This window comes from Paraburkholderia sediminicola (assembly GCF_046027355.1).
Taxonomy (GTDB): domain Bacteria; phylum Pseudomonadota; class Gammaproteobacteria; order Burkholderiales; family Burkholderiaceae; genus Paraburkholderia; species Paraburkholderia sediminicola_B.
In genome coordinates, this window is sequence record NZ_JAQQEK010000009.1 from 71,499 (window position 1) to 98,156 (window position 26,658).

Genomic DNA, 26,658 nt, shown 5'->3' on the forward strand with positions numbered 1-26,658 from the left:
GTGAATGACTGCACCACGCCGACACGTCGTTATGCGCGAATCGCACATGGCTGGTGCGGTAAAGCCGCGCCAAAGGCGTTAGCGCGGGATGTCAGAGCCGTATGCAACCTTCGCGCCAAAAATTTTTTCGAGTCGCACTTCGAATCGAGACGGAATTGATTGCTGATTGATCGCATTCGCGTGGCCGATCAATGGCACGGCCGTTGCATTGGAAGAAGCGCGCACAGCTTGAACGCGCGCCCTCTTTTACTTAGCAAACCTGATCGGAGAGTGTCATGCCAGCCGTCAACAAACCGCTGCATCAGAAAGGCGATTACCTTGTCGACTACGAAGAGAAGGTCTTCGAAGACGTGAAAGCCGAGCCGGGCGAGAAGGCGCTCGTCACGTTTCATACGGTCGCGTTCGAAGGCTCGATCGGTTTCGTCAATCTGCTGCAGGCCACGCGCCTGCAACGCAAGGGCTTCGAAACCTCGGTGCTGCTGTATGGACCGGGCGTCACGCTCGGCTTGCAACGCGGTTTTCCGACGCTCGGCGACGAAGCGTTCCCCGGTCATCTGAACTTCAACAAGCAGTTGATGAAGTTCATGGAGGAGGGCGGCAAGGTGTATGCGTGCCGTTTCGCCCTGCAGGCGCTGTATGGACACGGCGAGGCCTCGCTGATCGAAGGCATTCGGCCGATCAGTCCGCTCGACGTGCTCGACATCCAGTTGCTTCACCGCAAGGACAACGCGTTGATCATCCATACGTGGACGGTTTGACGAGAGGCGAGTGACCACCATGTCCGAAAAATCGACGGGCAAGCGCATCGTGCGCGCCGCAGCGGTTCAGATCGCACCCGACTTCGAGCGCAGCGGCGGCACGCTCGAGAAGGTCTGCGAGGCAATCGAAAAAGCGGCGCGCGAAGGCGTGCAACTGATCGTGTTTCCCGAAACCTTCGTGCCGTACTACCCGTACTTCTCTTTCGTGCGGCCGCCCGTCGCCTCCGGCGCCGATCACATGAAGCTCTATGAAGAGGCCGTGATCGTGCCGGGCCCGGTGACGCGGGCGGTCGCCGAGCTCGCGCGTTTGCATCGGATGGTGGTGGTGCTCGGCGTCAACGAGCGCGATCACGGCAGCCTTTACAACACGCAGTTGATCTTCGACGTGGATGGCCGGATCGTCCTCAAGCGCCGCAAGATCACACCGACGTTTCATGAACGGATGATCTGGGGGCAGGGCGATGCGGCAGGTTTGACGGTAGCGAATACGGCGGTGGGGCGTGTCGGCGCGCTGGCCTGCTGGGAGCATTACAACCCGCTCGCGCGCTATGCGTTGATGACGCAGCACGAAGAGATTCATTGCAGTCAGTTTCCCGGTTCGCTGGTGGGGCCGATCTTCGCCGAGCAGATCGAGGTGACGATCCGCCATCACGCGTTGGAGTCGGGTTGCTTTGTCGTGAATGCAACGGGGTGGCTTACCGAAGCGCAGATTGTGTCCGTGACGCCGGACACGAACTTGCAGAAGGCGCTGCGCGGCGGCTGCAATACCGCGATCGTGTCGCCGGAAGGCCAGCATCTGGCCGAGCCGCTGCGCGAGGGCGAAGGCATGGTGATCGCCGATCTCGACATGGCGCTAATCACCAAGCGCAAACGCATGATGGATTCGGTCGGCCACTACGCGCGCCCCGAGTTGCTGAGTCTCGCGATCAACCGGCGGCCCGCGGAAATGGTCGCGGCGATGCCGGCGTGGCCGGCTGCCTCGAGCGCCGATTTCAATTCAACCGAAGGAGGATGCGATGAACGCCAGCGAGTCGCTGTCGGCGCAGAGCCGGCAATTGATGACTGAATTGCAGTCGGCCGGTTTGCGGCTCGTGTCGCCGGATGCGGGCGCGGCGAGCCGGCGCGGCGGCGCGGGACCATCCGACCACAAGGCGGTGACGGTGGACGGCGTGACGATCATGGTGCCCGTGCATACGAGTACCGCGTGGCACTCGCCGTTCGTCGCACAGACGCCGGATGCGAGCGGATCGAGCGCGCTGCTGCGCGGTACGATTCCGATTGCCAATATCAGCTTTCCGAAGGCACCGCGTTTTTACGCCATGCAGACGCTCGACGGCGTGCCGTACTCGCATATCGCCGCATTGCATAGTGCCGACGTGCTCGCCACCACCGTGTTGCAAACCTGCATTCGCTACGAGAGCCGACGCAAGAGCTGCAAGTTCTGCGCGATCGGGCAGTCGCTCGCGGCGGGCCGCACGATTGCGCGCAAGACGCCAGAACAACTCGCGGAAGTGGCGCGCGCAGCCGTGTTGCTCGACGGCGTGAAGCATATGGTGCTGACCACCGGCACACCGCCCACGCCGGATCGCGGCGCGCAGATTCTGTGTGAGAGCGCGTTCGCGATCAAGGCCGCGGTCGATCTGCCGATTCAGGCGCAATGCGAGCCACCCGACGACGACCGCTGGTTCGCGCGGATGAAAGCGAGCGGCATCGACACGCTCGGCATGCATCTCGAAGTCGTGACGCCCGCCTTGCGCGAACGCATCATGCCGGGCAAGGCGAGCGTGCCGCTCTCGCGCTATATGGAAGCGTTCAAGTCCGCAGTGGCCGTATTCGGACGCGGACAGGTCAGCACATATATTCTCGCGGGACTTGGCGATAGCGCGGAAGCCATTCTGGCGATGTCGCGCGAACTGATCGATCTCGGCGTCTATCCGTTCGTCGTGCCGTTCGTCCCGATCAGCGGCACGCCGCTCGAAGATCATCCGGCGCCTACGCCCGAATTCATGAAGTCGGTGTTGCAGCCGCTCGGCGGCATGCTCAATGCCGCGGCCATGCGTTCGAGCGATATCAAGGCGGGCTGCGGCAAATGCGGCGCGTGTTCGTCGCTGTCATCGTACGAGGAGTGATCATGTTCGGTGAAGCGATTGCAGGCGAGGCGCTGGACGGTGACGTCGTTTTCGCGCCGTATGCGCCGGGCGAATTCCGCATCAAGTGGACCACGTTGAATTGGGAAGCCGAAGAGGCGTTCAAATTGCGGCGGGCGGTGTTCTGCGTCGAGCAGGGCATTTTCGTTGGGGATGATCACGACGATATCGATCAGCACGCGCAGCAACTGGTAGCCGTCAGTTGTCTCGGCGGCATGCCGGAGCAGGTGGTCGGCACCGTACGCATTCATCGCGATCACGATAACGTGTGGTTCGGTTCGCGCCTCGCCGTGCATGCGGCGTTTCGCCGGCATGGAAAGATCGGCGCGACGCTGATTCGTCTCGCGGTGAGCAGCGCGCATGCGCTGGGCTGCGAGACGTTCCTCGCACACGTGCAGAGCCAGAATGTGCCGCTCTTTCGCGCGATGCATTGGGACGTGCTGGCGGAGGAAACCTTGCTGGGCAGGCCGCATCATTTGATGCAGGCGCAATTGGACCGCTATCCGCCGTGCGTGACGCCTTATGGCGGCTTTGTCACGCGGACACAAGCGCAAGCGCATTCGCGTCGTCTCGAGCCCGCGCGGAGCGTTGCATGAAGGTCGCCGATCTCGTTGCCAGCTTGCGCGAAAGCCGCGGGTTCCGGCACAAGACCGATATCGTCGACGTGGTCGGCGCACTGGCGAGGCGTTTGCCTCGCGGCACGCACGATATCGCGCAAGCCGTGGCGCTCGGCGACGACTGCGCCGCGCTCGCCGATGGCGACGGCTATCTGCTCTTCGCCATCGAAGGAATGGTCAGCGATTTCGTGAGCGCCATGCCCTGGTTCGCCGGCTACAGCAGCGTGATGGTCAACGTCAGCGATATCTATGCAATGGGCGGCCGGCCGCTGGCGGTAGTGGATGCGCTGTGGAGTCCGGGCATCGGCGCGGCCGAGGACGTGTTGGCGGGCATGGCGGCGGCCTCCGTCGCGTATGGCGTGCCGATTGTCGGCGGCCACACGAATACGCGCAGCGACGCGGCGCAACTGGCGGTGTCGATTATCGGCCGCGCCAAGGCGTTGCTGTCGAGTTTCAACGCGAAACCGGGCGACAGTCTGATGATGGCAGTCGATCTACGCGGCCGTTTCGAAGAACCGTATCCGTTCTGGAATGCTTCGGTGGATGCGCCGGCCGAGCGTTTGCGTGCCGATCTCGAACTGCTGCCTGGTTTGGCAGAAAGCGGTCTGTGCGACGCTGCGAAAGATATCAGCATGGCGGGGACGCTCGGCACGGCGCTGATGTTGCTCGAATGTTCGCAGGTGGGAGCGCGGATCGATCTCGCTCGAATTCCCAAACCTGAGGGTGTGGCGCTGGAGCGCTGGGTAACTGCGTTCCCAAGTTTTGGCTATCTGCTATCCGTGCGGCCGGAGCACGTCGATTCCGTGCAGGCGCAGTTCGACGCGCGCGCTTTCGCGTGCGCAGTGATCGGTTCAGTCGATGCAACGAGCCAGGTTGTTCTGCATCAGCGTGACGATGTTGCAACGTTATGGGATTTTCAGCGCGAGCCGTTCATCGTCGGAAAGGGTGACGTGAAATGAGCGCGTTGCGTATCGCCTTGCTGACGCACTCGGTCAATCCGCGCGGTGGCGTCGTGCATACGCTGGAACTGGCGACGGCGTTGACGATGCTTGGGCACGACGTGACGGTGTTCGTGCCGGCCGCGCCTGGCGAGATGCTGTTTCGTCTGCCGACGTGCCGCGTGGTGTATGCGCCTATCTTTTTGGCTCAAGCCGATACCGTTGCGACGGTCGAAGCACGGATCGATGCGTTCCGGCGAGCGCTCGTCGAACACGACGCAACCGCGTTCGACGTGCTGCACGCGCAGGACAGCATCAGCGGCAATGCACTCGCCGAGTTGAAAGCGGAGGGCTTCATTCACGGCTTCATGCGTACCGTGCACCACCTGGATCATTTCGACGATCTCAAGTTGGCGGCCTGGCAACGGCGCGCGTATCAGGATGCGGATCAGGTGTTGTGCGTGAGTGATACATGGACGCGTGAAATGCAATCTGTCCATGGCATCAGCGCCATCACCGTGCCGAACGGCGTGGACTTGCAGCGTTTTTCTTGCCAGCAGGATCAACACGACGCACAACTCAGGCAGCGTTTCGGCATCGACGGTGGACCTGTCGTGCTTGCAGTGGGCGGCATCGAGGCGCGCAAGAACACGCTGGCGCTGCTCGAAGCGTTCGCATCCATGCGCCGGATTGTGCCGCAAGCGCAACTCGTCATCGCGGGCGGTGCGAGCCTGCTCGACCATGACGCCTATACCCGCCGCCTGCTGCAACGCGGGCACGAGCTGGGCCTGTCCATCGGTCAGCATGAAAGCGTCGTGGTGACCGGCCCGCTCGAAGACGCAGTCATGCCCGCGTTGTTTCGATGCGCCGATGTCCTCTCAATGGTGTCGTTGCGGGAAGGTTTCGGTCTGGTCGTCCTGGAGGCGCTCGCGAGCGGCACGCCGGTGGTGGCCTCGTCGATTGCGCCATTCACCGAGTATCTCGACGAAACCACCTGCTACTGGGCCGATCCACTCGACGTCGATTCGATCGTCGCGGCACTGAAGCGTGCATTGAGCGGCCGTGGAATCGACTTCGACCGTGCCGTGCCTGCATTGCTGGCGCGCTTTAGCTGGGCCGCGAGCGCGCAGCATCACTTAGACGCCTACCGCCGTTTCCTTGCGAAACGCGCCTTGCTTACTCATTGATTCGAGGACTAGCGATGCCTGTCATGCACTTTCGCATTCAATGGCCCGATGGCGACGAAGCGAACTGTTATTCGCCTTCGCTCGTGATCGGCGACTTTTTCACACCGGGCGAGGCCTATGCGCTGGAAGATTTCGTCGCACGATCGCGGCAGGCGCTGGGCATCGCGTCCGAGCGGGTGCGCGAGAAATACGGCTTTGCCTGCTCGGCGGCGATGGACCAGCTTGCGCAGATCGAGCGCGACGCGGCGCGTTTTCGCGATCGGCCGGAGGCGACCGTCAAGGTCATCGAATTCAGCTAGGCGCTTATTTTTTCAGAGGACGCATCATGTCGAATCCAGCACATCACGCGCGCGCCGCCGGCCATTACAGCGTGCTCGTCATCGGCGGCGGGCAGGCGGGTCTGTCGGTCAGCTATTACCTCAAGCAGGCCGGCATCGACCATCTGGTCGTGGAGAAGAACACCGTGACGCACACGTGGCGCGAGCAGCGCTGGGACGCGTTCTGTCTCGTCACGCCGAACTGGCAATGCGCGCTGCCCGGTTATCCGTATCGTGGCGACGATCCGCACGGCTTCATGAAGAAGGACGAGATCGTTGCGTACCTCGACGGCTTCATTGAACACGTCGCTGCGCCGCTGACGGAGCGCACTGAAGTCAAACGCGTCAAGCAGCGCGACGACGGCGTCTACGCCATCACGACGACGCAGGGCGATTTCACCGCGGATCAGGTGGTAGTAGCGTCGGGCGGCTATCACACGCCGATCGTGCCGCGCCTTGCCGAGCGCTTGCCCGCGCGGATCGTGCAACTGCAGTCGTCGGCGTATCGCAATCCGCAAGCTCTGCCTGATGGCGCGGTGATGGTGGTCGGCACCGGGCAGTCCGGCGCGCAGATCGCTGAAGACTTGCATCTAGCCGGCCGCAAGGTGGTGCTGGCCGTCGGTGATGCGCCGCGTTGCGCGCGCTTCTATCGGGGGCGCGACGTGGTCGACTGGCTCGCCGACATGCAGTACTACGACATGCCGGTCGAAAAGCATCCGTTGCGCGAAGGCGTGCGCGACAACACCAATCACTACGTGACGGGCCGCGACGGTGGCCGCGATATCGACCTGCGCAAGTTCGCCGCCGAGGGCATGGAGTTGTACGGCCGCCTCGACGATCTGCGCGACGGCCAATTCCAGTTCTCGCCCACGCTCGCGGCCAATCTCGATGCGGCGGACGATACGTATAACCGGATCAACGTGAGCATCGACGGCTTCATCGAGAAGCACGGTATCGATGCGCCGGCGGGTGGCGCGTACGAACCGGTGTGGCGTCCGGCGCAAGAGCGCACCACGCTCGATGTGGAAGCGAGCGGCATTGCCGCGATCATCTGGTGTATCGGCTTTACGCCGGACTTCAGTTGGCTCGATGCACCCGTGTTCAACGGTCGTGGTTATCCGGCGCACACGCGGGGCATTACGCCGATCGACGGTTTGTATTTCGTCGGCTTGCCCTGGCTGCATACGTGGGGATCGGGGCGTTTCTCCGGCGTCGCGCGTGACGCGGAGTTCATCGTGCACGCGATTCGCGAGAAGGCGCGCGGGCGCGCGTCCTTATCGGCCGCCGTCGCCGCGTGACGTTGCTCGGCGCAAGTGCTGAGGATGGAGCAAGAAAAAACGGCCGCTGCGTTCTTCATCGCAGCGGCCGTCGTATTTCACCGAAACGTTCGGCTAAGGCTTAATTGCCCAGCGCCGGATCGCTCATGCTGCTCTTGCCGGTCTCGACGTGTCCGGCAAAACGCCGCGCGAACAGCGGATCCGTGTTGACCGTAATGGCCAGGTCGTACCAGCCGTGCGCGTTGCGCAGATCGAGGTAGAGCTGGTCAGTATCCCCGCCGCGCACCGTATGCCTGATCACGTTGTTCGGGTCGTACGCGTTGATGATCTTGAACTGGGAAGGCGCGCTGCCCACGTTTTCCAGGCGCAATTGCAGATTGCCGTTCGAGACGTCATAACCTTCCTCGACTTCGGGCCGCGCAATGTCGGAGCCGTTCCACCAGCTGCGCGAGACCGGCTTGCCCGCGAAGCGGCGCAGGAAGCCATTCGGGCCGTACACGGTGAAGTCATAGCTGCCGTCGGCGTTCAACGGCAACTGATCCTGCAGCCGCTTGCCGGCTTCGACCGTATAGGTGCGCGGCGCGTCGAGACTGTGAGCGGCGTAGACGAGAAACACCGCGCCGGCGCGGCCCGTGTTGACGAAACGCATCGTGAGCTGGTTCGTTGCGCCTTCGCCATGCACGCGCACGAACAACTCGTACGGCAGCGCGCGAGCGGGGCGCACGCCGGGTTCCTGTTTCGGCACCGCCTGGATTGCCGGCGGCAGCGGCACGTAATCCGGATGGCGATTCTGATCCGGCGGCACGTAGCCGCTCGTGCCCGGCAGCGTCGGGAAGGCGTCGTTCGGATTGCTGAAGTTGAATGCGGACATCAGATCGCCGCACACCGCGCGGCGCCACGGCGTGATGTTCGATTCGCCGAGATTGCGCTCGTGGCCGAAACGCTTTTCGATGAAACGGATCACCGACGTGTGGTCGAACAGCTCCGAGCACACGTAGCCGCCTTTCGACCACGGCGACACCACCAGCATCGGCACGCGCGGTCCGAGGCCGTACGGGGCGGCGGGAATCTTCGCATCGCCCGGATAGATTTCGTTGCTGGTGTCGACGGTGGACAACCCGTTCGCGCTCGACGACGGTGCGAACGGCGGCGACATGTGATCGAAGAAGCCGTCGTTCTCGTCGTAGTTGATCAGCAGAACCGTCTTGCTCCACACCTCGGGATTGGACGTGAGAATCTGCAAGACCTGATCGATGTACCACGCGCCGTAATTCGTCGGCCAGTTCGGATGCTCGGAATAGGCTTCGGGCGCGACGATCCACGACACTTGCGGCAATGCGTTGTTCTGCACGTCGCGCTTGAGAATATCGAAGTAGCCGTCGCCCTTCGCGGCGTTCGTGCCGGTGCGTGCGTTGTCGTAGAGCGGATTGCCGGGCTGCGCGTTGCGGTACTGATTGAAGTAGAGCAGCGAGTTGTCGCCGAAGTTGCCGATGTACGGGTTCTGCGTCCAGCCCCACGAGCCGTTCGCGTCGAGGCCGGTACCGATGTCCTGATAGATCTTCCACGAGATGCCCGCGTTTTGCAGCACTTCGGGATACGTCGACCAGCCGTAGCCGAGCTCGGAGTTGTCGATCACCGGACCGCCGCCGCTGCCGTCGTTGCCGACCCAGCCGCTCCACATGTAGTAGCGGTTCGGGTCCGTCGGTCCCATCAGCGAGCAGTGGTACGCGTCGCAGATCGTGAAGGCGTCGGCGAGCTGATAGTGAAACGGAATGTCCTCGCGCGTGAAATAGGCCATCGTCGTGGCGCTCTTGGCGGGCACCCATTGATCGTAGCGGCCGCCGTTCCACGCCGCGTGCGTGGTCGTCCAGTCGTGCGCGAGATCCTGCAGGAATTGCAGACCCAGATTGGGCGCGGTGGGGCGGAACGGCAGCACGTAGCCGGCATCCGCCGCGAGCGGTTGATACCACACGGGCTTGCCGTTCGGCAGATTGATCGCGCGCGTGTCGCCAAAACCGCGCACGCCCTTGAGCGTGCCGAAGTAGTGGTCGAACGAGCGGTTTTCCTGCATCAGCACGACGATGTGCTCGACGTCGCGGATCGTGCCGGTCTTGTTGTTGGCGGGAATGGCGAGCGCGTTGCGAATGCCCAGCGGCAGCATGCTCAACGCGGTGGCGGAACCGGCTGCATGCGCGGCGGAGCGCAGAAAATCACGGCGATTTTTTGAGGTCATGGTATTGGCTTTCGATCTTCAGTGGAGGAACGAGGCACGTGACGCGCGAGCCTCGCCCGCGCGTTGCGTGACACGCGAAACTCAGTCGACGGTGTGGATAACAGGTGCGGCGAGCGGCGTCGACGCGGCGGCGGACAATGCCGGGTCGGCGCTTGATGCAGGTAAGGCAGGGGTTTGAATCGTCAATGCGGCGGGCGCGGGTGAAGCGGAGGACGGATTGGCCGACAGTACTGCAGCGGCGTCGCTGTTTCCGGCGGGACTTTCGGTAGAACTAACCGCGCGCGTGTCCGGACCTTTGTCATCGTCGTTGCCGCATGCGCCGAGCAGCATGCACAGCGACACGGCGGCCAATGCGCCCGCCAAACGTTTGCGATGCAAGGCAATTGACGGGTTCGACGCAACAGACATGGCAATGTCTCCGGCACGGGGAAGATGCGCCAGGGCATCGGTGTGCCCAGGTCAGCGATGCGAAAGAATAGTCGCTTACCTGTGTAACTTTTGTGAAGACGTGGAAATTTGTGGAGTTGTTGAGAATTGAGGAAGTCGTCAATCCTGGATCGCGACGATGGCTTCGATCTCGACAGTAATATTGCCCGGCAGCGAACCCACGCCGACCGCGGAGCGCGAGTGACGACCGGCATCGCCGAATACATCGACGAAGAGATCCGAGCAGCCGTTGATCACGCGCGGATGCTCGGTGAAGTCCGGCGCCGCGTTGACCATGCCGAGCAGCTTGACGACGCGCTTCACGCGCCGCAAATCGCCCAGTTCGTTATGCAGCACCGCCAGCAGATTGAGGCCGACCATCTGCGCATGCCGGTAGGCCTCGTCCGCACTGACGGTGGCGCCGACCTTGCCGGTCATCAGCGAGCCGGTTTCGTCGAGCGGACCCTGGCCGGACAAAAACAGCAGATTGCCCTCGCGAGTGCAGTGCGTGAAATTGCCGATCGGCGTCGGCACTTGCGGGAGCTTGAGGCCGCGCGTGTGCAGCCGGTCGTAGCAGTTCATCGAGAGGGACGTGAGGGTGAGCGGTCGTTGAGGATTGAGCGGGGCGGCGGCGCTTACGCGGCCGGCTCCTGCTCGCGGTGCCGCCAGCCGAGGCGCGCTTCGATACGGGCCGCCACCGACTGCACGGCTTGCGCGAAACGTTCGGTGCCGAGCGCGGCCTTCGCCTCGGGCATCACGATCGAAATGGTGAAGACGCACGCGCCGCTGTTATCGAGCACGGGCGCCGCGAGGCACGCCACCGACGCGTCCGACTCGCCGATCTGAATCGACAGCCGCGCCTCCAGCGCTTCGCGCGCGATCTGCGCGAGCACTTCCGGCCGCGTTTCCGCGCGTCCGGTGGGCGAGCTTTGCGCGTGCTGGGCAAAAAACGCGACCCGTTCGGCGTCCGGCAAGTGGCCGACGAGCAGTCGGCCCGAAGCCGTCCAGTTGAGCGGCACACGGCTGCCGACTCGCGACGTCACGCGAAAATGCCCGGGACCTTCGGCCATTTGCTGAACCACCATCATGCCGTCTTCGAGCCCGCAGACCTGCACGGTCTCTTCGACCTCGGCCGAGAGCCGCTGCATTTCCTCATGCGCGACCGCGAGATAGTCGAGCGAACTCGCGTAGGTCAGGCCGTAACCGTACAGGCGCGAGCCGAGCCAGATCGTGCCGTCGACACGCCGCGCCAGCAGGTTCTTCTCGACCATGTCGTTGATGATCGAATACACGGTGGACAACGGCGCGCCCACCATGCGCGCGACTTCATACGCGGTGGCGGGGCGGTTCGCCTGCTGGAGGGCGTCGAGAATCTGCACGGCCCGGTCGAGCGCGCTGGTGCGCGTGCGCGGGACCGCGGTCTCAGCTTGCGTTTGCCCGGCGGACGGTTGTGCCGCAGCCGCTGCGGATTCGCCGGCGGACGCGGAAGGTCGGGACGTACGAGCCATCGTGCTCCTCTGTCGCTATGTTTTTGGCCAGTTGACGCAGGGTGATTGTATGCTAGACTGATCCGCAATTACAACATATATTCCATAATTAAGAAATACCCGGTCGGAGGCGCTTCATGGACATTCGCTCTCGTTTTGGCTTACGCCCTGTCATCAATGCTTCCGGCACGATGACAAGCCTGGGCGCGTCCAGCGTCAGCGCACCGGTGATCGACGCGGTGGCGCAGATGCTGCCGCAATTCGTCGAGATCGACGATCTGCAGCGCAGGGCTTCGGCGGTGATCAGCGAAGCGTGCGGCAGCGAAGCCGGGTATGTCACCGCATCGTGTTCGGCGGCCATCACGCTCGCGATCGCCGCCACCATGACAGGCGACGACCACGGCTTGATCGAACGCCTGCCGGATACCGGCGGCGTGCCTGGCCTGCGCAATGAAGTCGTGATCCAGACCGGCCATCTCGTCAATTATGGCGCACCGGTGGATCAGGCGATCCGTTTGTCGGGCGCGCGTGTCGTGCCGGTCGGCGCGGCCACCGAAGCGCACGGCTATCAACTGAACACCGCCATCACCGAACGCACGGCTGCGGCACTTTACGTGGTTTCGCATCACACCGTGCAATTCGGCATGATCCCGCTCGAAGAATTCATCGCCGTTGCGCGTGCGAAGGGCGTGCCGGTGATCGTCGACGCGGCTTCCGAGTACGACCTCAAGCGTTTCATTGCCGCCGGCGCGGATCTCGCGTTGTATTCGGCGCATAAGTTTCTCGGCGGCTTGACGGCCGGCATCGTCGCGGGCAAGAAAGCGCTGGTACGTGCCGCTTATTTCCAGAATGGCGGCATCGGCCGCGGTATGAAAGTCGGCAAGGAAGGGATCGTCGGTGCGATTGCCGCGCTCGAGCAGTGGCAGCAACGCGACCATGTCGCGATCCGCGCCCGCGAGCGAGGCTACCTGACGCTGTGGCGCGAAACCCTGAACCGTTGCGACGGTGTGTGGGCCGAGATCGACGCCGATCCGACCGGCAATCCGCTCGACCGTCTGAAACTGCATATCGACCCGAAGCAGGCCCGCATCACCGCATGGGATCTCGCCGACGCACTCGCGCGTCCGCCTGCGGGCGAAGCGCCTGTGATCGTGCGCGATCACGAAGCCGAATTGCATTTCTTCTTTCTCGACCCGTGCAATCTGCATCCGGGCGAAGAGCAGATCGTGCTGGCTAGGCTCGCGGCCGAACTCGAGCGGGCGCGTCTGTCGCCCGAACCCATTGTCACACCGTTTTACCAGCGCGACGCCCGCCGCATTGCCGCGCGCCGCAACTGGCCTGACTGATATCGCTTTACCGATGCCCCCTGTTTGACCGCAGCACCGGACGCCGTTCCGGTGCGGCTTTGACTTGCCCGCTTAGTACTACTTATATCGCCGGAACACACTCGGTGCGACCGGCGTTCGTTTTTCTTTCGACTTGAGGAAACCATGACGCACAAGCAGATTCTCCGTACGGCCATCGCCTTCGCAGTGGCCGGACTTGCCGCGCAAGCGGCTCACGCGCAAAGCAGCGTGACGCTCTACGGTATCGTCGACGCGGGCTTCACCTTCACGAACAATCAGAAGGGCGAGAAGGCCTATCAGGCGACGCAGGGCAACGTGCAGGGCTCGCGCTGGGGCCTGCTCGGCACGGAAGATCTGGGCGGCGGCAACAAGGTGATGTTCAAGCTCGAAAACGGCTTCAGCCTGGAAACCGGCGCGTCGGGCCAGGGCGGCCGCATCTTCGGCCGTAGCGCATGGGTCGCGCTGTCCAACAACACGGCCGGCACGATCACGCTGGGCCGTCAGTACAACAGCGTGCAGGACTATCTGTCGAATCTGCAGATCAACGGCGTCGGCGCCATGAGCCAGTACGGCAACGCGATCTACGACAACGACGATATCAACAACACGTACCGCACGAACAACGCGGTCAAGTACACCACGCCGACATATGCCGGCTTCACCGCCAACGCCATGTACGCGTTCTCGAACGCCGCCGGCGACTTCGCCAACAACCGAGCATGGAGCGTCGGCGCCGACTACGTGAACGGCCCGCTGCGTCTGGACGCGGCGTACTCGCTGGTCAATCAGCCGGCCACCAGCACTGCGGGCGCGGCGCCGTCGGATAACTACTACAACACCGGCTCGTCGATCATCAGCGGCGTGAAGCGCAACCAGGTGTGGGGCGCGGGCGGTGCGTACGTGTTCGGCCCGGCCACCGTCGCGTTGCTCTACACGAACTCGCAATTCCAGTTGCTCACGGGCGGCAGCTTGCGCTTTGCCAACTACGAAGCGATGTTGAAGTATCAACTCACGCCGGCCACGCTGCTCGCGCTCGGCTACATCTACACGACGCAGAACACCAGCGGCACCACGGCGACCAACGCGCACTACAACCAGTTGAGCGTGGGCGGCGAGTACTTCCTGTCGAAGACGACCGACCTGTATCTGAACGGCATCTACCAGCGCTCATCCGGTTCGAAAGCGTGGGTCGAAGGCATTTCGAATCCGTCGAGCAACAACGGCCAGTTCGTGACCGTCGCCGGCATTCGCCACAAGTTCTAAGCACGCCGCCCGCGCCGCCGCATCCGCAGCATGTCGCGTGACATCAGCGGCGTGAAGCGACAGAAGACGGCGGCGCGGCTCTTTCCCTTCAGGAGCACCTATGGCGACCGTTCAAGGAAGTCTGTTACTCGTCTATGCATTGATCGCCATCATCGCGCTCGTCGTGCTGATCGCGCGCTTCAAGATGAACCCGTTCATCACGTTGATGGTGGTGTCGGTGGCGTTGGCGCTGGCCGTCGGCATGCCGGCGACGTCGATTCTCAAGTCGTTCGAAACCGGCGTGGGCGGCACGCTCGGCCACATTGCAATTGTCGTGGGTCTGGGCACCATGCTCGGCAAGATGATGGCCGAGTCGGGCGGCGCGGAGCGCATCGCGCGCACGTTGATCGGCCTGTTCGGACCGAACAATGTGCATTGGGCGATGATGTGCATCGCGTTCCTCGTCGGCTTGCCGGTGTTTTTCGAAGTCGGCTTCGTGCTGCTGATTCCGATCGCGTTCAACGTGGCCCAGCGTACCGGCACGTCGATGATTCGCGTCGGCATTCCGATGGTGGCGGGTCTCTCGGTCGTGCACGGGCTGATTCCGCCGCATCCGGCCGCGTTGCTCGCGGTGACCGCGTACAACGCGGATATCGGCCACACGATTTTCTACGCGCTGATCGTCGGCATTCCGACCGCGGCGATTGCCGGTCCGTTGTTCTCGAAGCTGATCGCGCGCTTCGTCGTGCTCGACGGCATCAATCCGATGGCGCAGCAGTTCATCGAACAGGACGCGAAGCGCTTGCACCAGGAATTGCCGGGCTTCGGCATCACGCTGTTGACGGTGTTGCTGCCGGTCCTGCTGATGCTGGTCGGCAGTTGGGCCGATGCGATCGTGCCCGCCAAGTCGACGGCGAATAATGTGCTGCGCTTGATCGGCCACCCGGATATGGCGTTGCTGCTGGCGGTGCTGTTGAGCTTCATCACCTTCGGCAAGGCGCGCGGGTTCAATCGCGAACAGATCCTCAAGTTCACCAACGAGTGTCTCGCGCCGACTGCGAGCATCACGCTGGTGGTGGGGGCGGGTGCGGGCTTCGGGCGTATTCTGATCGACAGTGGCGCGTCGAAAGCGATCGTCGATGTCGCGACCGGCGCGCACGTGCCGCTGCTGATTCTCGCGTGGCTGGTGGCGGCGCTGATTCGCGTGGCGACGGGTTCGGCGACGGTGGCCATGGCGACTGCGGCTGGCATCATCGCGCCGATCGCCGCCGCGGCCGTCGGCACGGTGGGCGGTGTGCGCCCCGAGTTGCTGGTGCTGGCGACCGGCGCGGGTTCGCTGATCCTCTCGCACGTGAACGACGGTGGCTTCTGGCTGGTGAAGGAGTACTTCGGCATGACGGTGCCGCAAACCTTCAAGACATGGACCGTTTGCGAAACGATCATTTCGGTGACGGCGTTGTTGCTGACGCTGGGTTTGTCGACGGTGATCTGAGCGGTTGCAGGGCCGAAGCGCGGCGCGTCGTGAAGACGCGTTGCGCTGCGCCGTTCTAACGTTAAAGAACCGCCGTTCCAGAAACGAATGCCGCAATGGCCTCATTCAACGCCTGCGGCGCGTCGCGATGCGGCGAGTGCCCGCAAGCGTCGAGCTTGACCAGTTGCGCATGCGGTACGTGTACGGCGATCGTATCGATCTGGGCCATCGTGCCGTAGTTGTCGTCATGGCCTTGCACGGCGAGCAACGGCCTGCGGATAAACGCCAGTTCCCCGGCAATCGACCATTGCCTGAAAGCCGGATTCAACCAGATGTCGTTCCAGCCATAAAACGCGGAATCGACGTCCGCGTGATAGCGGCTGAGCTTGCTGCGCAGGTCGGTGGTTTCGTAAAGTTGTTTGGTCTGCGCGATGCTCTCCACCGAAATATCTTCGACGAAGACATGCGGCGCAATCGCCACCGCGCCGGCCAATTCGTCGGGATGGAGCGCCGCGTACAGCAGCGTGATCGAGCCGCCGTCGCTATGGCCGATCACCCACATGCGCCGGCGTTCGCGCATATCGATATCGAGTGCGTCGAGCAACGCGGGCAGGATGTCGCGCGCCTGCGCCGTCATGAAATCGACGGGCCACTTCACCTCATGCGGACGCGGCGTGGAGAGTCCGTAACCGGGCCGCGAATAAACGAGCCCGCGCATGCCGAGCCGCTCGCACAGCGCTTGCGGCCAGTCGCGCCACATCGCGATCGAACCGAGGCCTTCATGCAGGAAGACGGCGATCGGCGCGTCGCCCGCCGCTTCATTCACCCAGCGATACTCGATGCGCAACGCCCCATGCGACCCGGTAGCAGGCAAGTCGGCGAAATCGCTAGCGGTCGTTGCTGCAACGTTGCCAATGGCGGGGTTCTGCATAAATCACCTTATGACTGCTCGCGCAGTTTGAAGCGTTGAATTTTTCCGGTGGCCGTCTTCGGCAGATCGTCGACGAACACGATATCGCGCGGATATTTATGCGGCGCGAGACGGTCCTTCACGAAGGCCTTCAACTCATCCGCAAGTATCTCAGACGCCGCGAATTCACGCTTCAACACCACGAACGCGCGAGTCTTGACGAGGCCGCCATGATCGACGCCGACCACCGCCGCTTCGAGCACCGCGTCGTGCTGCACCAGCACCATTTCCACTTCGACCGGCGACACGTACTGGCCGCTCACTTTGAGCATGTCGTCGCTGCGGCCCGCGTAGACATAGCAGCCGTTCGCCAGCCGGCAGTACTTGTCGCCGCTGCGGATCCATTCACCGAGGAAGGTCGCGCGCGTCTTCTCGCGGTTGTTCCAGTACATCACCGCGGCGCTCGGCCCCTTGATATACAGATCGCCGACTTCGCCATCGGCCACGGCATGACCTGCATCGTCGCGCAACTCGACTTCGTATCCCGGCACCGGACGGCCCGTCGTGCCGTATTCGACCGCGCCCGCGCGATTGGACAGGAAGATATGCAGCATTTCGGTCGAGCCGATGCCGTCGAGAATCTCGCAGCCGAAGTGCGCGGTAAAGCGCTCGCCGATTTCACGCGGCAACGCTTCGCCCGCCGAGGTGCAGATACGTATCGCGACGTCGGCGCGTGCGGGCAGGTTGGGCGACACCAGCATGTTCGCGTAGAGCGTTGGCACGCCGTAGAACACCGTTGGTCGATGTTTGACGAGGCGCGTGAAAATCGCGTCGGCGGTCGGGCGCTCCGCCATCAGGATCGCCGTGGCGCCGACCGACAGCGGGAACGTCAATCCATTGCCGAGACCGTACGCGAAGAACAGCTTGGCCGCGGAGAACACCACGTCGCTCTCGGCGATGCCGAGGATCGGCTTCGCATACAGCTCGGCGGTCCAGTACAGATTTGCGTGCGTGTGGACGGTGCCCTTCGGTTTGCCGGTCGAACCCGACGAATACAGCCAGAAGGCGATGTCGTCGCAACCGGTCGCTGCGGCTTTGGCGGCGGGCGCGGCGGCCTCGATCAGTTCTTCGAGCAGAGGCGCAAGAAGCGGTTCGCCTTGACACGGCTGCGAGACGATCAACTGACAACCGTCATGTTCGGCGGACTCCAACGCTTGCGTCACGTTCTGCAACAGCGCACCTGAGGCGATCACGGCGCGCGCGTGGCTATGCGTGAGCATGTACACATAGTCGGCGGGCGTGAGCAGCGTGTTCGCGACCACCGGCACGACACCCGCGTAGAGCGCGCCGAGAAAGGCGACCGGCAGAGCGATGGTATCGAGCATCACGAGCAACACGCGCTCTTCGGGATGCACGCCGAGCGTGCGCAGCGCGCTCGCAAAGCGCCGCGCGCGTTCTTCGAGTTCACCGTAGGTAGTGCTGCCGGTGTCGTCGATATAGGCGGTCTTGGCGGCGCGCGTTTCGTTCAGTCGAAACAGGTAGGCCGCGAAATTGAATAGCGCGGGCGGCGGCTCGACCGTCGCGGCGGGCTGGTTCGCCGCCTTGTCCAACAGGGCTTCCATGTATCTCCTCCATCGGGTGGGCGCGGTCCGGCTGTTCTGTGCTCATGATCCGCTCGATGCTTTCAGGCTAATACGCGTGCTCGGTCCTTATCGCTACACTCGTGCGCTGTCAGACCGCGGGCAAATGAGTCGCTTGCGTCAGCGCGTCGATTGCCGCGCTCGCCGCCTGGATGGCCGAGCACCGGTGATAGAAACCCAGCGCGCGCAAACCGCCGAGTTCCTCGCCGCCGCCCGCGCGGCCCGGGCCGCCATGCAGGGACATTGGCATCACGTTGCCATGACCGGTTTGACTCTGCTGGACCGAGGGCGAAATGGCATGCACGCGGCCGTGCGAATCCGCGAGTTCCAGCGCGAGGCGGCCGAGATGTGCTTCGTCGTTCGAATAAATCGAGGCGACGAGCGATCCCTGGCCGCGTCGCGCGAGAGCGACCGCGTGCGCTTCGGGCAGAGCGTTTGCGTCGATGGCGACGCGATAGGGCGCCACGCTCGCCACCGGTCCGAACACTTCGACGTCGTGCAGCAGCGTCGCGCTATCCGGATCGTTGACGACGAACAGATGCGGCGCGACGCACGCGGCGATATTTGCGTCCGCATCGATGAGCGGCACCGCCGAGCCGTCGTAGGCGAGCACTGCTTCTTCGCGCAGCGCCGCGATGCCGGCCAGTACGTTCTCGTATTGCTCGCGGCTCACGAGCGAGCCCATGCGCACAGCGTCGTTGCGCGGATTGCCGACGGTGATTTTCGCGAGCTTCGCCTTGAGCGCTTCGAGCACGGCTTCAAGTGTGGCCTCGGGGACGAACGCGCGACGGATCGCCGTGCATTTCTGTCCGGATTTCACGGTCATTTCCCGCACCACTTCCTTGATGAACAGGTCGAAGGCGGGCGTGTCGGGCGTGGCGTCGGCGCACAGAATCGCGCTGTTCAGACTGTCGGCTTCGACGTTCAGGCGCGCGCCGCGCTGCACGAATGCCGGATGCGCGCGCAACGTGGCGGCGGTTTCCGCGGAACCCGTGAACGACACCACGTCGAAGGATTGAATCTGATCGAGCAGGCCCGCCGAGCTGCCGCAAATCACCGAGAGCGCGCCGGGCGGCAGAATGCCTGCGTCGACCACATCGGCGACCATGCGTTGCGTGAGCCACGCCGTCGCCGTGGCCGGCTTGACGATGACGGGCACGCCGGAAAGCAAGGCCGGCGCGGCTTTTTCCCACAAGCCCCACGACGGAAAATTGAATGCGTTGATAAAGAGCGCGACGCCGCGTGTCGGCGTGAGCACGTGCTGCACGCTGAACGATTGATCCTTGCTCAGCGAGACGCCGTTGCCGTCGCGCAGCGCATGCACCTCGCCGAGCGACCCGCCGAGTTTCGCGTAATACGACAGCGTGAAAATGCCGCCGTCGATATCGACCGCCGAATCGTTGCGCGTGGTGCCCGAGTTCGCGGTGGCGATCGCGTAGTAGTCGTCGCGCTTCGCTTGCAGCAGCTTGACGATATCGGCGAGGCGGCCGCCGCGTTGCGCGTAGGTCAGTGAGCGCAACGCGGCGCCGCCGTCTTCGCGCGCGAAGCCGAACGCGCGTGCGAGATCGAGGCCCTCGCTCGATACGCGCACGAGCGCTTCGCCCGTCACCGGATCGGTGAGCGTGACACCCGCGCCGCCGCCGGCGATCCACTGGCCGGCTACATGGTTCTTCAGGAGTTCGGTCATGGCGGTGCTCAGGCGGGAGTGAATTCGATGGCGCCTTGCGGCAGGAGATACAGCACCAGCGCCTGGCCGTTCGCCACCGTCGGACGATGCGCGGAGCCGGGCCCGTACACGCACCAGCCGGCCGGGTGGCCGTCGAAGGTGGCGCCTTCGGTGAGCGGCATGATCAGATCGATCTCGCCGTTCGGATGAACATGATGCGGACCGGCAATATCCTTCATATCGACGACGTCGACGGAAAAGCCGTGGGTCTTGGGCAACGCCTTGAAGATACGGCCGTAGCGAATGCCGGCGCCTTCGCGATTGCACAGCCAGCCTTCGGCGACGCCGGTTCGGCAAGCTTCGGCAAGCTCGCGGAACGTGTCGCCGTCCGCGGGATAGGCGTCGTTCAGCCAGTCGGCCAGCTTGCCGTCGAGCGGCCGGCCGGCGAGTTGCTGCGTGACGCCCGCGATCAGGCGCTGGAATTCATGTGGGGACATGCGAGCCTCCAGATCAGCGCTTCGACCGTCACACGCACGTTAATGCATGCGAGTCGTTGCGCCATCTCCGTGACGCCGCCGAAAAATCTCGACAGCGTTTGTTATTGGATCAATATTTGGCGAAAATTAACCGTTCACTCAGTGCCTGTCAAGCACTATAGTACATGTATCGCCGTTAGGAGGCAGCAAAACATGAACCAGAATTACTCTCCTGCGCCGCTGGACGATTCCGCCGACGAGGACGCGGGCCGCACTGAACGGGCGGCGGAGCGCGGCGGCGAGCGCGAGGAGCGCGATCCCTTTCTGACGGCGATGGGCGAACGCGTGCGCCTCCTGCGCGCGCGCCGCGGCATGACGCGCAAGACACTGGCAACGGAAACCGGCTTGTCGGAGCGCCACCTGGCGAATCTGGAATCGGGCGTGGGCAATGCGTCGGTACTGGTGCTGCGGCAGATCGCGGGCACTTTGAACTGTTCGCTGGCCGAGGTGATCGGCGACGAAACCACCGCTTCCGCCGAATGGCTGCTGATCCGCGAACTGCTGCAGGGACGCGATCAGGCGGCCTTGCAGCGCGCCCGTGTGGCGCTCGCCGAGATGTTCGCGCAGGCGCCGCGCGACCCGCATCGCAAGGACCGGATTGCGTTGATCGGCCTGCGCGGCGCCGGTAAATCGACGCTCGGGCGGATGCTGGCGCAGGAGCGCAAGGTGCCGTTCGTCGAGCTCACGCGTGTGATCGAGCAACTGGCTGGCTGCCCGCCGTCGGAGATTCATTCGCTTTATGGCGCGGCCGCTTACCGGCGTTATGAACACCGAGCGCTCGAAGCAGTGATTCAGGAGCACGAGCGCGCGGTGATCGCGTCGCCGGGCGGGCTGGTGTCGGAGTCGGGCACCTTCAATACGTTGCTGTCGCACTGCTATACGGTGTGGCTGCAGGCCGCGCCGGAAGAGCATATGCGCCGCGTCGTCGCGCAAGGCGATCTGCGGCCGATGTCGGGCAACAAGGAGGCGATGGACGACCTGAAGCGCATCCTGGCGGGGCGCGGCGAGCTATACGGCCGCGCTGACATGACCTTCGACACCAGCGAAAAAACTTTGGCCGACGCCTACCTGCAACTGCGCGACCGCCTCGCTGCAAGGCTCGCCGCGGAATCGCCGGATGAGGCGCGCGCGAACTGACATGTATTTCGGCATCAGGGTTTACTAGCAAACATGCACTAAAGTGCTTTACATGGGTTTGACGATGCACTATTGTTCAAAAAACAGAGTTTGCATCGTCCAGTTAGGAGACGCCCCATGTCCACAGCAGAAACCGCCGTCGCGCCGGTCGACTACCGCACCGATCCCTCGCAGTACAAGCATTGGAAGCTGAGCTTCAACGGTCCGGTTGCGACGCTCGGCATCGATATCGCCGAGGACGGCGGCATCCGTGACGGCTACAAGCTGAAGCTGAATTCGTACGACCTTGGCGTCGACATCGAATTGCATGACGCAATACAGCGCATCCGCTTCGAGCATCCTGAAGTGAAAACCGTGGTGCTGACGAGCCTGAAGGACCGCGTGTTCTGCTCGGGCGCCAACATTTTCATGCTGGGTCTTTCCACGCATGCGTGGAAGGTCAACTTCTGCAAGTTCACCAACGAAACACGCAACGGCCTGGAAGATTCTTCGCGCAATTCGGGTCTGAAGTTTCTTGCTGCCGTGAACGGTGCGTGCGCCGGCGGCGGCTACGAACTCGCTCTCGCTTGCGACGAGATCTATCTCGTGGATGACCGTTCGTCGTCGGTATCGCTGCCGGAAGTGCCGCTGCTCGGCGTGCTGCCCGGCACCGGCGGCCTGACGCGCGTCACGGACAAACGCAAGGTGCGTCACGATCGCGCCGACATCTTCTGCACAGTGGTCGAAGGCGTGCGCGGCGAACGCGCGAAAGCGTGGCGTCTGGTGGATGAAGTCGTGAAGCCGAACCAGTTCGATCAGGCGATCCAGGCGCGCGCGCTCGAACTCGCCGAGCAGAGCGACCGTCCCTCGGATGCGCAAGGCGTCGTGCTCACGCGTATCGAACGCACGGATCGCGAAGACGGCCTCACGTATAAAACGCTCGACGTCACGATCGATCGTGCGAAGCGTATCGCCACATTCACCGCCAAGGCGCCGCAAAGCGAACAGCCCGCAGGTATCGCGGAGATCGTCGCTGCCGGCGTGAACTGGTGGCCGCTGCAATTCGCCCGCGAACTCGACGACGCGATCCTGTGCATGCGCACCAACGAGCTCGCGGTCGGCACGTGGGTCTTCAAGACCGAAGGCGACGCCCGTAATCTGCTCGCCGCGGACGCCTCTCTCATGCAACACAAGGACCACTGGTTCGTGCGCGAGACCATCGGCCTGCTGCGCCGCACGCTGGCGCGCATCGACGTCTCGTCGCGTTCGCTGTTCGCGCTGATCGAGCCGGGCTCGTGCTTTGCCGGCACCTTCGCGGAACTCGCGTTCGCCGCCGATCGTACTTACATGGCGGCGCTCCCGAGCAATGAAGACGAAGAGCCGGCCATCACGCTTTCGGAAGTCAACTTCGGTCTCTATCCGATGGTCACGCATCAGTCGCGTCTCGGCCGGCGTTTCTATGAAGAAACCGAGCCGCTCGACGCCGTGCGTTCTCTGATCGGTCAGCCGATCAAGCCGGTCGAAGCCGAACGCCTCGGCCTCGTGACCGCGTCGCCCGATGACATCGATTGGGCCGACGAAATCCGTATCGCACTCGAAGAGCGTGCCGCGATGTCGCCCGATGCGCTGACCGGACTCGAAGCGAATTTGCGCTTCAACGGTCCGGAAACGATGGAGACGCGCATCTTCGGCCGTCTCACCGCGTGGCAGAACTGGATCTTCAACCGGCCGAACGCAGTGGGCGAGAAGGGCGCGCTCAAGGTGTACGGCAAGGGCAGCAAGGCGCAATTCGACGTCTCGCGTGTTTGATGCGCATTTGATGCGCGCTTGATGGGCGTCTGAACGCCATCAACGCAACGAGAGCGAAACAGGCCGCCAACCCGCCCGAACCGCGCCTCTCACCGTCACTGCAGTTTCTGAACCAGGAACCGACCATGTCAACGATCAACTACAGCGAAAAGATTCCGAACAACGTCAACCTCGCCGACGACCGGGCGCTGCAGCGCGCGCTCGAACAATGGCAGCCGAATTTCCTGGCGTGGTGGGGCGATATGGGCCCGGAAGGCTCGCATGGCTACGACGTGTATCTGCGCACCGCGGTGAGCGTCGATGCGGGCGGCTGGGCGCATTTCGATCACGTGAAGATGCCGGACTACCGCTGGGGCATTTTCCTGACGCCCGGCGAGCAGGACCGCAAGATTCACTTCGGCGAACACAAGGGCGAAGCGGCCTGGCAGGACGTGCCTGGCGAGCATCGCGCGAATCTGCGCCGTATCATCGTGACGCAGGGCGACACCGAACCGGCGTCGGTCGAACAGCAGCGTCACCTCGGTTTGACGGCGCCTTCCATGTACGACTTGCGCAACCTGTTCCAGGTCAACGTGGAAGAAGGCCGCCATCTGTGGGCGATGGTGTATCTGCTGCATCGCTACTTCGGCCGCGACGGCCGTGAGGAAGCTGAAGCATTGCTCGGCCGCCGTTCGGGCGATGAAGACAACCCTCGTATTCTCGGCGCGTTCAACGAGAAAACGCCGGACTGGCTCGCGTTTTTCATGTTCACGTACTTCACCGATCGCGACGGCAAATTCCAGTTGTCGGCGCTTGCCGAGTCGGGCTTCGATCCGCTCGCGCGCACCACCAAGTTCATGCTGACCGAAGAAGCGCATCATATGTTCGTCGGCGAATCGGGTGTTTCACGGGTGATCCAACGCACCGCCCAGGTGATGAATGAACTCGGCACGGATGACGTCGCCAAGATTCGCGCGGCCGGCGTGATCGATCTGCCGACCATTCAGCGCTATCTGAACTTCCATTACTCGGTCACGATCGATCTGTTCGGCGCGGATCATTCGTCCAACGCGGCCACGTTCTATAGCTCGGGCCTGAAGGGGCGATACGAAGAAAACAAGCGCGACGACGATCATCAACTGAACGGCCAGAGCTACAAGCTGCTCGACGTGCAGGACGGCAAGCTGGTCGAGCGCGAAGTGCCGATGCTCAACGCCATGAATGAAGTGCTGCGCGACGACTACATCAAGGATTCGGTGGCGGGCGTGGGGCGCTGGAACAAGGTGCTCGAAAAGGCCGGCATCGATTTCCGCATGACGGTGCCGCATAAAGCGTTCAATCGGCAGATCGGCACGTTCGCGGGTACGCGTGTGTCGCCCGACGGCCGCGTGGTCAGCGAAACCGAATGGGCCGCCAACGAAGCGAAATGGCTCGCCACGCCGGAAGATCGCGCTTACGTCGCGTCGTTGATGGGCCGCGTCACGGAAGCGGGCAAATTCGCCAACTGGATTGCGCCGCCCGCGATGGGCGTGAACCGTCAGCCGGTCGATTTCGAATACGTGCGCTTTAACTGAGTGCGCGAGCGGCGAGCGGCACATTTGCGCCGTATCTCAAGGTGGAGGAAGTCATGAACGGCCCAGTATCGATCGAAGTCCTCAGGCAGCATCTGATCGATCCGGAAATCTGCATTCGCTGCAATACGTGCGAAGAGACTTGCCCGGTCGATGCGATCACGCACGACGATAACAACTATGTGGTCAAGGCGGATATCTGCAACGGCTGCATGGCGTGCGTGCCGCCGTGTCCGACCGGCGCGATCGACAACTGGCGCACGGTGCTGAAGGCCGACGCGTATCCGATCGAAGAGCAGTTCACGTGGGACGTCCTGCCTGAACAGAACACGATGGCGGTGCCCGCCGCGGACGAATCGTCGGGCGCGGGCGCGGCCGGCGATACGCCGGCAGAGGCGAGCGGCATCGAAGTGGATACCGTGCGCGGCTCGGTCGTGCCGCCGTGGTCGGCCGCGAAGCCGTACGTGAATCTCTACACGCACAAGGAGCCGACTAGCGCGACGGTGGTCGGCAACTACCGGCTCACCGATGGCTCGACCGAAAGCGACATTCATCATATCGTGCTCGATTTCGGTTCGATGCCGTTTCCGGTGTTGGAGGGCCAGTCGATCGGCATTCTGCCGCCCGGCGCGACCGTCGACGGCCGTACGCATCACGCGCGTCAGTATTCGATTGCGAGCCCGCGCGATGGTGAACGGCCCGGTTATAACAACGTCTCGCTGACGGTCAAACGCGTAGCACAGCAGCATGGCGACGCGACCGACGGCGTGTGTTCGAACTACCTGTGCGATCTGAAGAAGGGCGACGTGGTCAGCGTGATCGGCCCGTTCGGCGGTACGTTCCTGATGCCGAATCATCCGAACTCGCATCTGCTGATGATCTGCACGGGCACGGGTTCAGCGCCGATGCGCGCGATGACCGAGTACCGCCGCCGGCGTCGCCTGAAGGGCGCGACCGGTAAGCTGATGCTGTTCTTCGGCGCGCGGACCAAAGAGGAGTTGCCGTACTTCGGGCCGCTCACGAATTTGCCGAAGGATTTCATTGATACCAATCTGGCGTTTTCGCGTACGCCGGGTCAGCCGAAGCGATACGTTCAGGACGCCATGCGCGAGCGTGCAGTCGATGTGGCGCATATGCTCAAGGACGACAACACGCATATCTACGTGTGCGGATTGAAGGGCATGGAAGATGGCGTGCTGCAGGCGCTCAAGGAGATTGGTGAGCAGCATCAGCTGGATTGGGAGGTGCTGTGGGTGAAGTTGAAGAAGGAGGGGAGGCTGCATCTGGAGACGTATTGACCGGACGGGGTCCGGTCGCGAATCGGCATGGCCATTGATTGCCCGTGCGATGTTTCACCAGATGGTCTTGACGTGCGGATAGGCGCGGATCTTTTCGTCCTTCGTGATGAGCGGGACTGCAAACTTGCGAGCCGTCGCGACGATCATTCGGTCGGCGGGATCTTTATGGAACTCGCCTGGAAGTTCGACCGACTTCGTCGCGATTTCAACATCGACCGGCACAAAGCGTACCGATTCGATCTCGGAAACTTTGGCAAGCCAACTGCTGACATCCATTGACAGCGCGAGCCTTTCTCGTTCTACGAGCATGGCGATCTCCCACGCGGAGATGGCCGAAACGGCGATCTCGCCGTCGGTCAATTCTTGCGCGATAGCCGTTTTTGCTTTCTTGCTCAAAGTCGGATCGCCTGTGGCCCACCAAACCAGAGTGTGGGTGTCCAGAACGATCACTCCGCGGCCTCCCAGTCGTCTTCTCCCACCGGCTTGGTGGGGTCGTCGTAATGCAAAACTGTGCCGTGCAAGACGTCAAGCGGGCTGCGTTCGACGCCGCGGTAAGGGCGTACTTCTATCGCTGGTTTGCCATGGTCCGTAACAATCATGCTTTCCCCCGTAGATTCCACTTGCCTGAAATATTCGAGCGCTTTGGCTTTGAATTCCGATTTCGATACCAGATTTCCCGGCATGATT

General features: G+C 63.0%; 25 protein-coding genes. 15 read left to right on the plus strand and 10 right to left on the minus strand.

The genetic code is table 11. The annotated features are described in order from the left end of the window. Positions 1-275: 275 nt before the first annotated feature. Genes PQR42_RS17230 through PQR42_RS17265 form a run of 8 tightly spaced genes read left to right on the plus strand, consistent with a single transcriptional unit; the run spans position 276 to position 7,262 of the window. Positions 276-758 (plus strand): MSMEG_0572/Sll0783 family nitrogen starvation response protein, encoded by a 483-nt coding sequence (locus tag PQR42_RS17230; protein ID WP_054040483.1) that lies wholly within the window; start codon positions 276-278, stop codon positions 756-758. Positions 759-777: 19 nt separating this feature from the next. Next, positions 778-1,824: a Nit6803 family nitrilase gene (locus tag PQR42_RS17235; RefSeq protein ID WP_408389911.1), complete on the plus strand. Its 1,047-nt coding sequence runs from the start codon at positions 778-780 to the stop codon at positions 1,822-1,824. Next, positions 1,775-2,887, plus strand: a complete 1,113-nt coding sequence (locus tag PQR42_RS17240; RefSeq protein WP_408389881.1) for an MSMEG_0568 family radical SAM protein — start codon at positions 1,775-1,777, stop codon at positions 2,885-2,887. The genes PQR42_RS17235 and PQR42_RS17240 overlap by 50 nt, the downstream gene beginning before the upstream one ends. 2 nt (positions 2,888-2,889) lie before the next feature. Next, entirely contained in the window at positions 2,890-3,501 is a 612-nt protein-coding gene (locus tag PQR42_RS17245; RefSeq protein ID WP_408389883.1) for an MSMEG_0567/Sll0786 family nitrogen starvation N-acetyltransferase, read from the plus strand. Beyond that, positions 3,498-4,481: a sll0787 family AIR synthase-like protein gene (locus PQR42_RS17250; protein ID WP_408389885.1), complete on the plus strand. Its 984-nt coding sequence runs from the start codon at positions 3,498-3,500 to the stop codon at positions 4,479-4,481. Before PQR42_RS17245 ends, PQR42_RS17250 begins: the two co-directional genes overlap by 4 nt. Continuing rightward, on the plus strand, positions 4,478-5,647 hold the full coding sequence (locus PQR42_RS17255) for an MSMEG_0565 family glycosyltransferase (protein ID WP_408389887.1): 1,170 nt from the start codon (positions 4,478-4,480) through the stop codon (positions 5,645-5,647). Before PQR42_RS17250 ends, PQR42_RS17255 begins: the two co-directional genes overlap by 4 nt. A 14-nt stretch (positions 5,648-5,661) precedes the next feature. Beyond that, entirely contained in the window at positions 5,662-5,946 is a 285-nt protein-coding gene (locus tag PQR42_RS17260; RefSeq protein ID WP_408218291.1) for an MSMEG_0570 family nitrogen starvation response protein, read from the plus strand. Between the two features lie 26 nt (positions 5,947-5,972). After that, positions 5,973-7,262 (plus strand): MSMEG_0569 family flavin-dependent oxidoreductase, encoded by a 1,290-nt coding sequence (locus tag PQR42_RS17265; RefSeq protein ID WP_408389889.1) that lies wholly within the window; start codon positions 5,973-5,975, stop codon positions 7,260-7,262. 100 nt (positions 7,263-7,362) lie between these two features. On the opposite strand, the gene PQR42_RS17270 is transcribed toward PQR42_RS17265, so the two are convergent. The 4 genes from PQR42_RS17270 to PQR42_RS17285 form a co-directional block, all read right to left on the minus strand. Next, positions 7,363-9,474 (minus strand): phosphocholine-specific phospholipase C, encoded by a 2,112-nt coding sequence (locus PQR42_RS17270; RefSeq protein WP_408218295.1) that lies wholly within the window; start codon positions 9,472-9,474, stop codon positions 7,363-7,365. Between the two features lie 81 nt (positions 9,475-9,555). After that, positions 9,556-9,882 (minus strand): hypothetical protein, encoded by a 327-nt coding sequence (locus PQR42_RS17275; RefSeq protein WP_408389891.1) that lies wholly within the window; start codon positions 9,880-9,882, stop codon positions 9,556-9,558. 138 nt (positions 9,883-10,020) lie between these two features. Then, positions 10,021-10,482 (minus strand): RidA family protein, encoded by a 462-nt coding sequence (locus tag PQR42_RS17280; RefSeq protein WP_172309843.1) that lies wholly within the window; start codon positions 10,480-10,482, stop codon positions 10,021-10,023. Between the two features lie 53 nt (positions 10,483-10,535). Beyond that, on the minus strand, positions 10,536-11,408 hold the full coding sequence (locus PQR42_RS17285; protein ID WP_408218302.1) for an IclR family transcriptional regulator: 873 nt from the start codon (positions 11,406-11,408) through the stop codon (positions 10,536-10,538). Positions 11,409-11,524: 116 nt separating this feature from the next. On the opposite strand from PQR42_RS17285, the gene PQR42_RS17290 reads away from it, so the two are divergent. The 3 genes from PQR42_RS17290 to PQR42_RS17300 all read left to right on the plus strand — a co-directional run bounded on the left by PQR42_RS17290 (position 11,525) and on the right by PQR42_RS17300 (position 15,467). Further along, positions 11,525-12,733: an aminotransferase class V-fold PLP-dependent enzyme gene (locus PQR42_RS17290; protein WP_408389893.1), complete on the plus strand. Its 1,209-nt coding sequence runs from the start codon at positions 11,525-11,527 to the stop codon at positions 12,731-12,733. A gap of 144 nt (positions 12,734-12,877) precedes the next feature. Continuing rightward, positions 12,878-13,996: a porin gene (locus PQR42_RS17295; protein WP_408389895.1), complete on the plus strand. Its 1,119-nt coding sequence runs from the start codon at positions 12,878-12,880 to the stop codon at positions 13,994-13,996. Between the two features lie 100 nt (positions 13,997-14,096). Further along, positions 14,097-15,467 (plus strand): GntT/GntP/DsdX family permease, encoded by a 1,371-nt coding sequence (locus PQR42_RS17300; RefSeq protein WP_408218311.1) that lies wholly within the window; start codon positions 14,097-14,099, stop codon positions 15,465-15,467. Positions 15,468-15,528: 61 nt separating this feature from the next. Here the strand turns inward: PQR42_RS17300 and PQR42_RS17305 are convergent, their stop codons facing one another. From PQR42_RS17305 to PQR42_RS17320, 4 genes are all read right to left on the minus strand, one after another. Further along, positions 15,529-16,377, minus strand: a complete 849-nt coding sequence (locus tag PQR42_RS17305) for an alpha/beta fold hydrolase (RefSeq protein ID WP_408389897.1) — start codon at positions 16,375-16,377, stop codon at positions 15,529-15,531. An 8-nt stretch (positions 16,378-16,385) separates the two neighbouring features. Beyond that, a complete protein-coding gene (locus PQR42_RS17310) occupies positions 16,386-17,978 on the minus strand; it encodes a benzoate-CoA ligase family protein (RefSeq protein ID WP_408389899.1) in 1,593 nt (530 codons plus the stop codon). Positions 17,979-18,087: 109 nt separating this feature from the next. Further along, the gene (locus PQR42_RS17315; protein ID WP_408493682.1) at positions 18,088-19,683 is read right to left on the minus strand and encodes a 3,4-dehydroadipyl-CoA semialdehyde dehydrogenase; all 1,596 of its coding nucleotides are present in this window, start codon (positions 19,681-19,683) and stop codon (positions 18,088-18,090) included. Between the two features lie 8 nt (positions 19,684-19,691). Further along, on the minus strand, positions 19,692-20,159 hold the full coding sequence (locus tag PQR42_RS17320; protein ID WP_408387263.1) for a DUF4863 family protein: 468 nt from the start codon (positions 20,157-20,159) through the stop codon (positions 19,692-19,694). A 192-nt stretch (positions 20,160-20,351) separates the two neighbouring features. On the opposite strand from PQR42_RS17320, the gene PQR42_RS17325 reads away from it, so the two are divergent. The 4 genes from PQR42_RS17325 (at position 20,352) to boxA (ending at position 25,971) form a co-directional block, all read left to right on the plus strand. Next, a complete protein-coding gene (locus PQR42_RS17325) occupies positions 20,352-21,335 on the plus strand; it encodes a helix-turn-helix transcriptional regulator (RefSeq protein WP_408203519.1) in 984 nt (327 codons plus the stop codon). A gap of 117 nt (positions 21,336-21,452) precedes the next feature. Further along, on the plus strand, positions 21,453-23,123 hold the full coding sequence (boxC, locus tag PQR42_RS17330; protein WP_408203521.1) for a 2,3-epoxybenzoyl-CoA dihydrolase: 1,671 nt from the start codon (positions 21,453-21,455) through the stop codon (positions 23,121-23,123). Between the two features lie 125 nt (positions 23,124-23,248). Then, a complete protein-coding gene (boxB, locus tag PQR42_RS17335) occupies positions 23,249-24,676 on the plus strand; it encodes a benzoyl-CoA 2,3-epoxidase subunit BoxB (RefSeq protein WP_408387262.1) in 1,428 nt (475 codons plus the stop codon). 53 nt (positions 24,677-24,729) lie between these two features. Next, positions 24,730-25,971, plus strand: a complete 1,242-nt coding sequence (gene boxA / locus PQR42_RS17340; RefSeq protein WP_408387261.1) for a benzoyl-CoA 2,3-epoxidase subunit BoxA — start codon at positions 24,730-24,732, stop codon at positions 25,969-25,971. Between the two features lie 54 nt (positions 25,972-26,025). Here boxA and PQR42_RS17345 read toward each other — a convergent pair whose 3' ends face one another. Both PQR42_RS17345 and PQR42_RS17350 read right to left on the minus strand, forming a co-directional pair. Next, complete coding sequence (locus PQR42_RS17345) at positions 26,026-26,421, minus strand: type II toxin-antitoxin system VapC family toxin (protein ID WP_408387260.1); 396 nt, start codon at positions 26,419-26,421, stop codon at positions 26,026-26,028. Continuing rightward, positions 26,418-26,654 (minus strand): type II toxin-antitoxin system Phd/YefM family antitoxin, encoded by a 237-nt coding sequence (locus PQR42_RS17350; protein WP_408387259.1) that lies wholly within the window; start codon positions 26,652-26,654, stop codon positions 26,418-26,420. The genes PQR42_RS17345 and PQR42_RS17350 overlap by 4 nt, the downstream gene beginning before the upstream one ends. Positions 26,655-26,658 lie beyond the last annotated feature (4 nt).

Bases quoted from the DNA above. Each gene is read 5' to 3' on its own strand.
- PQR42_RS17235 (WP_408389911.1), top strand. From the start codon at position 778: ATGTCCGAAAAATCGACGGGCAAGCGCATCGTGCGCGCCGCAGCGGTT.
- PQR42_RS17270 (WP_408218295.1), bottom strand. From the start codon at position 9,474: ATGACCTCAAAAAATCGCCGTGATTTTCTGCGCTCCGCCGCGCATGCA.
- PQR42_RS17305 (WP_408389897.1), bottom strand. From the start codon at position 16,377: ATGCAGAACCCCGCCATTGGCAACGTTGCAGCAACGACCGCTAGCGAT.
- PQR42_RS17295 (WP_408389895.1), top strand. From the start codon at position 12,878: ATGACGCACAAGCAGATTCTCCGTACGGCCATCGCCTTCGCAGTGGCC.
- PQR42_RS17350 (WP_408387259.1), bottom strand. From the start codon at position 26,654: ATGCCGGGAAATCTGGTATCGAAATCGGAATTCAAAGCCAAAGCGCTC.
- PQR42_RS17275 (WP_408389891.1), bottom strand. From the start codon at position 9,882: ATGTCTGTTGCGTCGAACCCGTCAATTGCCTTGCATCGCAAACGTTTG.
- PQR42_RS17280 (WP_172309843.1), bottom strand. From the start codon at position 10,482: ATGAACTGCTACGACCGGCTGCACACGCGCGGCCTCAAGCTCCCGCAA.
- PQR42_RS17290 (WP_408389893.1), top strand. From the start codon at position 11,525: ATGGACATTCGCTCTCGTTTTGGCTTACGCCCTGTCATCAATGCTTCC.
- PQR42_RS17325 (WP_408203519.1), top strand. From the start codon at position 20,352: ATGAACCAGAATTACTCTCCTGCGCCGCTGGACGATTCCGCCGACGAG.
- boxC (WP_408203521.1), top strand. From the start codon at position 21,453: ATGTCCACAGCAGAAACCGCCGTCGCGCCGGTCGACTACCGCACCGAT.
- PQR42_RS17260 (WP_408218291.1), top strand. From the start codon at position 5,662: ATGCCTGTCATGCACTTTCGCATTCAATGGCCCGATGGCGACGAAGCG.
- boxA (WP_408387261.1), top strand. From the start codon at position 24,730: ATGAACGGCCCAGTATCGATCGAAGTCCTCAGGCAGCATCTGATCGAT.
- PQR42_RS17310 (WP_408389899.1), bottom strand. From the start codon at position 17,978: ATGGAAGCCCTGTTGGACAAGGCGGCGAACCAGCCCGCCGCGACGGTC.
- PQR42_RS17300 (WP_408218311.1), top strand. From the start codon at position 14,097: ATGGCGACCGTTCAAGGAAGTCTGTTACTCGTCTATGCATTGATCGCC.
- boxB (WP_408387262.1), top strand. From the start codon at position 23,249: ATGTCAACGATCAACTACAGCGAAAAGATTCCGAACAACGTCAACCTC.
- PQR42_RS17250 (WP_408389885.1), top strand. From the start codon at position 3,498: ATGAAGGTCGCCGATCTCGTTGCCAGCTTGCGCGAAAGCCGCGGGTTC.
- PQR42_RS17240 (WP_408389881.1), top strand. From the start codon at position 1,775: ATGAACGCCAGCGAGTCGCTGTCGGCGCAGAGCCGGCAATTGATGACT.
- PQR42_RS17285 (WP_408218302.1), bottom strand. From the start codon at position 11,408: ATGGCTCGTACGTCCCGACCTTCCGCGTCCGCCGGCGAATCCGCAGCG.
- PQR42_RS17230 (WP_054040483.1), top strand. From the start codon at position 276: ATGCCAGCCGTCAACAAACCGCTGCATCAGAAAGGCGATTACCTTGTC.
- PQR42_RS17245 (WP_408389883.1), top strand. From the start codon at position 2,890: ATGTTCGGTGAAGCGATTGCAGGCGAGGCGCTGGACGGTGACGTCGTT.
- PQR42_RS17265 (WP_408389889.1), top strand. From the start codon at position 5,973: ATGTCGAATCCAGCACATCACGCGCGCGCCGCCGGCCATTACAGCGTG.
- PQR42_RS17320 (WP_408387263.1), bottom strand. From the start codon at position 20,159: ATGTCCCCACATGAATTCCAGCGCCTGATCGCGGGCGTCACGCAGCAA.
- PQR42_RS17255 (WP_408389887.1), top strand. From the start codon at position 4,478: ATGAGCGCGTTGCGTATCGCCTTGCTGACGCACTCGGTCAATCCGCGC.
- PQR42_RS17315 (WP_408493682.1), bottom strand. From the start codon at position 19,683: ATGACCGAACTCCTGAAGAACCATGTAGCCGGCCAGTGGATCGCCGGC.